Genomic DNA, 4,614 nt, shown 5'->3' with positions numbered 1-4,614 from the left:
TTTAATTTATTTAAATAAAATTTAATAATAAGTAAGGAGATTTTATTATGGAAAATATAGATATTGGTAAAAAAATTGAAAAACAAAGAAAAGAAAAAGGCTTAACGAGTAAAGACCTAGCAAAGATGGCTGATATTACACCATCTATGTTAAGTCAAATTGAACGTGGATCTGCTAACCCTTCTATCCAAACATTAAAAGTACTCGCTAAAGCGTTAGATGTTCCAACATTTAGCTTTTTACTTGAAGATACAAATACAGACGATTTAATTGTACGCTCTCATAAACGTAAAAAAATGATTATCGATAATTTATCATATGAAATGCTATCACCTGATTTCACAGGCAATTTAGCAACAGCGATTATGACTGTCCCGCCGAATACAGCTTCATCAGAAAATGTACTAGAACATAAAGGGGAAGAATTAGCATTTGTATTAGACGGGAAAATCACATTACATTTAAATGAAGAAGAATACATATTAGAAACGGGTGATAGCGTAAAAATACCCGCTTATTTAAAACATAAATGGGTAAATCAATTTGAGAAAAATGCGATTGTTTTATTTTCTGTTACTCCACCGATTTTTTAATAGATGTAATAAAAATAGCCATGTGCGGATTCCTCCATACATGGCTATTTTTATTTTTTCGGCACGAACAAAATCCCTAAACTCAGAACACAAAAACTGAGTATTTGCTGCATCGATAAACCAAATAAAATCGAATTCTGTTCACTAATAAGCGAAAGAATAATATGAGCAACACCCTCAACTATTAGAAAAACACTTATGTTCTTTCCATTTCCGAGCCTTTCACTTTTCATCCATAATAAGCCCAATAGACATAGGGCAAGGATGATCTCGTATACAAAAACGGGGTGATATAAAAATTTAGATTCATATACTTTCACACCCCAAGGCAGTGTCGTTTGTACTCCTATTTTGTGGTGGAATAGAAAATAGAAAACAATACTCATACATAGTCCAATAGGCAATGTATCAAGTAAAATGCGAAGTGAAAATTGCTCCTTTTTACTTTTCCAAACAATGTATACACTTGCAATTATGCATCCTACTATAATATGTTTCATACTTCCTATAGCTAATAATGCTTGCAGTGGCGACCTAATAGCCCATACTGGATTTAAAATTGCCGGTGCAAATTTCCATAAAAATACGATGATAAGAAAAGCATTTGTTACTGCATCCATCATTTTTTCATATGGTACACTTTCGTTCTTCATCTTTCGTTTCATCAACATAAATCCAAATAGACTTCCAATTATAAGCGATACGAGTTGTAACCTCACGATCCACTCCATTAATACAAAATCCCCTCTTTAACTCTCAATTAATTTCTTAAATTTCTCTTCTAATTGTTCTGGAGGTAATACGCCTCGTACTTGCTCTACGATAATTCCATCTTTATTAACAAAAAACGTCGTTGGTAAAGAAAATACTTTATAATCTAATCCAGCTACTCCGTCCATATCTAGTAAAACAGGAAACATAAATCCGTGACGATCCGCAAAAGCGCTCGCTTCTTGCACTGGATCTCCGATTGTTGCATTTACCGCAAAGATTTCAACATCCTTTTTATATTTATCATACATACGAACTAAGTCAGGTGCCTCCATTTCACATGGACCACACCATGATGCCCAAAAATTAATAAGATACGGTTTACCTTTTGCATCATGTAACGAATACAGCTTCCCGTCTAATCCTTTTAATGTTATGTCTGGTGCTTTAAACCCTACTTGTGGTAATACTTCTGTTTTCTGTAATTCCGCTTGTTTCGCTTTTCTTTCTTTTTCTTCTTTCTTTGCATTATAAAAATTAACTCCGGCCCAAATTAATGCTCCGGCCAGTATAATAGCAATTAGTTTCTTCACTTTTTTTCCTCCTCATTTTTAAAAACCTGTAAATCCACCGAATAGACGAATAAAGAATGCTGTAATTTTCGTCATTTGATTTGTATACAATAAAATACCTGTTACAATCATCATTCCACCGCCAATTTTCATCATGACATTGGCATATGTAACAAACCATTTTATCTTTCCAATAAAGAATGCCATCACGAAAAATGGAACCGCAAATCCAAGCGTATACGCTGTAATATAAAGAAGTGCCCCTTCAGGATTCGTCGCACCAAGCATGAGTACAGCTGAAAATATCGGTCCAACACATGGAGTCCAACCCGCTGCATATGTCATACCGACTAAAATCGAGCGAATATATCCAGTCGATTTACTTCTATACTGCACCTTTTTCTCTGCCATAAGCCACTTAGGCTGAAATAAGCCTGTCATAAACAGACCCATTAAAATAATAAAAATCCCACCAATTTGTTGAATCAATTTTTGATTAGATGAAAATGTTATTCCAATCCAACTTACCGATAAACCTAACGCATAAAATATAACCGAAAATCCGATCATAAAAAATACGGTATGTATAATCGCTGATTTTTGCATCATTCCATGATTCTCTTTTAAATCTTGAATAGACACACCTGTGATATATGATAAATAAGATGGATATAGCGGTAAAGAGCACGGTGATATAAATGACAATATCCCTGCCCCAGCAACAAGCCAAATGGTTAAATCTGCTGCATTCATTTTATTCCCCCTAAAACACTACAATGAGTAGTGTTAATTCTTAAAAAAAAGAGGCTATATGCACTCTCCAACAATCAGCACAATCGACATACAGAATAAACCTACTGTTACATATACCGAATTCGTATGTAACGGAATAGTAAGCTTAACAACTTTTTCATTTAACACTTGCTCGATTCGTAAATTTATTGCTGTTTTTGCAAATGAAGCTGTAACACATCGATTTTCCATTGTCTTTATTTTAATTAATTTTAATAATGCGCTTCCTAACTCGAATTTAGATTTCATTTTCCGCATTGCATACTTATCTGCAGCTAACTCTTGATACACATGATAGCGCTGCAATAGCCCTTTTAATATCGGGATGTATATCATTCCTTCTGCTAATAACGTAAAACAAAATAATTTTAATGGGTCTCGATTGTTTTGATGATATTCTTCATGAAAAATAATCGCATCCATTTCTTCATCTGAAAATGTTTGAAGTATCCCTTCTGACATGACAATTTTCGGACGAAATAACCCAATTGTAAATGCCGCAACTTCCGCAGTCGGCAATATATATATTTGTTTTCCTTTTCGAACGAAAGGAATAAGTACTTTTTGTAATCTTTTAGTATCGAAAAATTGTCGCCACATTCTTTTGCACACGATAAACACTGTAAGTAGTAGAAATCCAGCGATTATAATACGAATGAGCGATAATTCTTTCATATGTTTTTCTAACTGAAACAAGCAAAAATTTGAAAGAAAGAACGCCTTATTTTGAAAAAGAAATGGATATGTAACGTAATACACTAACATACTGAAAAAGAGTGTACTAACAATTCCTGCTAACAATACGATTTTACGCATTTGCCATTTCATTTCATTAATCCTCTTTTTTTAACTGACTCAATTTGTCTTCTAGCTTTTTTATTAAATTTGGATCAGCTTGCTCTAACTCATCTAGCATATGATTTACAACTAAATCTCCAAATTCCCCCATTAATTCCTGCGTCATTTTCTTCGTTTGATTGGATAAGAACTCTTCTTTTGTTTGTACAGCACGATATATGCCACTTCTTTTCACAGTCTGCTTTTCTAAGTGTAATTTCTCTACTAACCTGTTCATAACTGTCATAACGGTATTAAAATTTACAGGTGATTCTTCACTTAATTTCTGCTGTACTTCTTTAATGGTAATACCCTCGCTAGACCAAACAATCTCCATAATTTTCGCTTCAAGCGGTCCAAAGAAATGATTTAACCCTTGTTCATTTAACTTATAGTTTTGAGTAAACATCATGCGTCTCCTTTCACACTACGAATTGTAGTATAAATTAATTGAAAGGTCAAACGTAAATGATATATACGAAAATGAACTACCTATAAATACATAGGCCATTCCATTCATTTTAAACCTAATTTTTCTCCAAATGTATCAAAGAGATACTGCTCTAATATTTGTACACTAAACTTCTCATTGCGCCCTAGTGCAAATAATTCCCTATCTTTCGCTACGATCGTATCTAACGGAATAACGACATTATCCACTATTTTTGTAATTTCAATGATGTTACTTTTTACATTTACCTCTGTTTTAAATTCAATGTTTTCTAATACGATATGCGAGCGTCTTCCTGATGCAAAAAAAGTAAAGTTAGGATTTTTATAAATACCAATTTCACTCTCTAGTGGATATAAATATTGAAAAATGATATCTCTATGTCCATCTTTTATTATTTTTTCATCCTTCTCATCATCCAAGTATTCTTTCACCTTCGTTGTAAATTCAAATCGAAAATCCACTTTTTTCACGCTCCCTCTTTGTATTTTTATATTAAATAAATATATTGAAATAATTTTACCATATTGTAATACAACTTCCTATTAAAAGTAAAAACTCATTTGTAAAATCTCTATTATTTCCAGTTCTTTTTTAAAGGATAGGCATTCATTCAATATGAATTCATGCTTCGTTATATCTATTTAAACATATTGTT

The 4,614-nt window shown here is 32.7% G+C and carries 7 protein-coding genes; 1 reads left to right on the top strand and 6 read right to left on the bottom strand.

The annotated features are described in order from the left end of the window. Positions 1-47 precede the first annotated feature (47 nt). Positions 48-593, top strand: coding sequence for a helix-turn-helix domain-containing protein (locus MR079_RS27735; protein ID WP_103141672.1), 546 nt, complete (start codon positions 48-50; stop codon positions 591-593). A gap of 50 nt (positions 594-643) precedes the next feature. Here the strand turns inward: MR079_RS27735 and MR079_RS27730 are convergent, their stop codons facing one another. The 6 genes from MR079_RS27730 to MR079_RS27705 form a co-directional block, all read right to left on the bottom strand. Next, positions 644-1,324, bottom strand: coding sequence for a prolipoprotein diacylglyceryl transferase family protein (locus MR079_RS27730; RefSeq protein WP_242295033.1), 681 nt, complete (start codon positions 1,322-1,324; stop codon positions 644-646). Between the two features lie 18 nt (positions 1,325-1,342). Further along, entirely contained in the window at positions 1,343-1,897 is a 555-nt protein-coding gene (locus MR079_RS27725) for a TlpA family protein disulfide reductase (protein ID WP_242295032.1), read from the bottom strand. A gap of 18 nt (positions 1,898-1,915) precedes the next feature. After that, complete coding sequence (gene ccdA / locus MR079_RS27720; protein ID WP_242295031.1) at positions 1,916-2,629, bottom strand: cytochrome c biogenesis CcdA family protein; 714 nt, start codon at positions 2,627-2,629, stop codon at positions 1,916-1,918. 54 nt (positions 2,630-2,683) lie between these two features. After that, positions 2,684-3,496, bottom strand: a complete 813-nt coding sequence (locus MR079_RS27715) for a M56 family metallopeptidase (RefSeq protein WP_242295030.1) — start codon at positions 3,494-3,496, stop codon at positions 2,684-2,686. A gap of 4 nt (positions 3,497-3,500) precedes the next feature. Beyond that, positions 3,501-3,914: a BlaI/MecI/CopY family transcriptional regulator gene (locus MR079_RS27710; RefSeq protein WP_139867854.1), complete on the bottom strand. Its 414-nt coding sequence runs from the start codon at positions 3,912-3,914 to the stop codon at positions 3,501-3,503. Between the two features lie 107 nt (positions 3,915-4,021). Beyond that, entirely contained in the window at positions 4,022-4,420 is a 399-nt protein-coding gene (locus MR079_RS27705) for a DUF3942 family protein (protein WP_001983153.1), read from the bottom strand. Between the last annotated feature and the right edge of the window lie 194 nt (positions 4,421-4,614).

This window comes from Bacillus cereus group sp. BfR-BA-01381 (assembly GCF_022663555.1).
In the GTDB taxonomy this organism is placed as follows: Bacteria; Bacillota; Bacilli; order Bacillales; family Bacillaceae_G; genus Bacillus_A; species Bacillus_A pacificus.
Note: the sequence above shows the minus strand (reverse complement) of the source record. Positions and strands in the feature narration are given on the sequence as shown.

Excerpts from the sequence above, each read along its gene's own strand:
- MR079_RS27715 (WP_242295030.1), bottom strand. The coding sequence starts at position 3,496 with ATGAAATGGCAAATGCGTAAAATCGTATTGTTAGCAGGAATTGTTAGT.
- MR079_RS27730 (WP_242295033.1), bottom strand. The coding sequence starts at position 1,324 with ATGGAGTGGATCGTGAGGTTACAACTCGTATCGCTTATAATTGGAAGT.
- ccdA (WP_242295031.1), bottom strand. The coding sequence starts at position 2,629 with ATGAATGCAGCAGATTTAACCATTTGGCTTGTTGCTGGGGCAGGGATA.
- MR079_RS27735 (WP_103141672.1), top strand. The coding sequence starts at position 48 with ATGGAAAATATAGATATTGGTAAAAAAATTGAAAAACAAAGAAAAGAA.
- MR079_RS27710 (WP_139867854.1), bottom strand. The coding sequence starts at position 3,914 with ATGTTTACTCAAAACTATAAGTTAAATGAACAAGGGTTAAATCATTTC.